Here is a 1,531-nt window from a genome sequence, read left to right on the forward strand (position 1 = left end):
GAGGACGCACTGGCGGGACTCGCGGACGCGACTGTCGGCGTCATCGGCGAGCCGACGGCCGAGACCGCCGCGTCACTGGGACTCGAGGTTGATGTCGTCCCCGACGAAGCGACGTTCGGCGCGCTGGCCCGCGAGACGGTCGCAGCGATCCCGGACCGGAATAGGTGACAGGCAGTCCCACTGATCGGTCCGACCGCGAAAGGACACGATCGTCGGACGGAAAACAGCTGTTCAGCGCCCGAATGGCCGCCTTCTTCGTCGTCGCGAAGGCGGGGATCTCGCCGTACAAGGGAATCGGCTCGGCCGAGATCTATCTTAACTGGCTCCGGGCGAGACGAACGATGGACAATCCCGAGAGCGTTCTGGAGGAATTCGACGAACTCGACCACGTGGTGCGTAACTATCCCCGGATCTTCTCCGAGTTCGACTTCGACGTGAGCGATCTCATCGTCGACACCCCGCGGTGGGTCGTCGGCTACGACGCGACCGGCGATCGAATCAGCAATCCGGAATCATACTTACGTTCAGACATCCCAAGTCCGTTCTAGCCACACTCCCGGTTACACTGTCTCAAAACGAATCACCATGACCGACGCTCCCGGCCGACGAGACGACCATACTCGCCGCACCATCCTTAGCGCATTCGTCGGCGGGACAATCAGTATGGCAGGATGTGTAAGCGACGACGACGAGATCGACCGGCTGCAACCCGAACGGGAGCTGTGGTCGTTCGAAGCCGACGGGCGAATACCCACGACCCCCGCCGTCGCGAACGGTCGGGTCCACGTCGGCAGCCTCGATCGGAACGTCTATGCGCTCAAGACGGAGGACGGCACGGAACGGTGGCGATTCGAGACCGGGGACGAAGTCTGGTCCGCACCGACGATCGACGGCGACACCCTGTACGTCGGCGGCGTCGACCACCGAGTGTACGCGATCGGGCTCGACGGGGACCAGCGGTGGACAGTCGAGACGAGCGACGAGATCTACGCGCCGCCGACGACCGTGACCGACCGCGTCTACATCGGGAGCAACGACGGCAAGCTGTACGCCCTCTCGAGCGCCACCGGCGAGGTCGAGTGGACGGTCGAAATCGGCGGGAAAGTGAAATCGAAACTGGCGACGGTCGAGGATCGAGGCTACGTCGGAAGCACCGACGGCACTCTCTCCGCGAGGCGACCGTCACCGCGTGTCCACGGTCGATCAGGACGCGACACAGGGATCGCCCGACGAATCCTGACCCGCCCGCGACCAGGACGTTCATACCGATTCCTTCGGTCACGTCGACATAATTATACTCCTCTTGAACAGAGACGATGCCGACAACGGGATTCTCGCTGTCGGCCGGGTCGACCGACGGGGAACGACATCCCGACGGACTATTTGACCCTGGAATTCGAACGGAGGATCGATGAGCCGACGCCACCGGACTCGGGCGGTCGCGGACGGAGACGCCAGCGCGGTGTCACCGCCGCGACCGTCGAACCCATGAGGAGATCCCGACGGCGGTTCCTCGCGACCGCGAGCGCCG

At 64.1% G+C, this 1,531-nt stretch carries 2 protein-coding genes and 2 pseudogenes; 3 read left to right on the plus strand and 1 reads right to left on the minus strand.

The window, feature by feature from the left end; all coding sequences use genetic code 11:
• The 3 genes and pseudogenes from PGX04_RS11205 to PGX04_RS11215 all read left to right on the plus strand — a co-directional run.
• Positions 1-168: uroporphyrinogen-III synthase (locus PGX04_RS11205; protein ID WP_337959465.1), on the plus strand; the 168-nt coding region annotated here is incomplete at its 5' end.
• Complete coding sequence (locus tag PGX04_RS11210; RefSeq protein WP_273738581.1) at positions 165-548, plus strand: hypothetical protein; 384 nt, start codon at positions 165-167, stop codon at positions 546-548. The genes PGX04_RS11205 and PGX04_RS11210, both read left to right, overlap by 4 nt.
• Before the next feature lie 115 nt (positions 549-663).
• Positions 664-1,113 (plus strand): annotated as a pseudogene (locus PGX04_RS11215) (outer membrane protein assembly factor BamB family protein); the annotation flags it as partial.
• Positions 1,114-1,168: 55 nt separating this feature from the next.
• On the opposite strand, the pseudogene PGX04_RS11220 reads toward PGX04_RS11215, so the two are convergent.
• Positions 1,169-1,264 (minus strand): annotated as a pseudogene (locus tag PGX04_RS11220) (NAD-dependent epimerase/dehydratase family protein); the annotation flags it as partial.
• Positions 1,265-1,531 lie beyond the last annotated feature (267 nt).

Source organism: Natrinema soli (assembly GCF_028618695.1).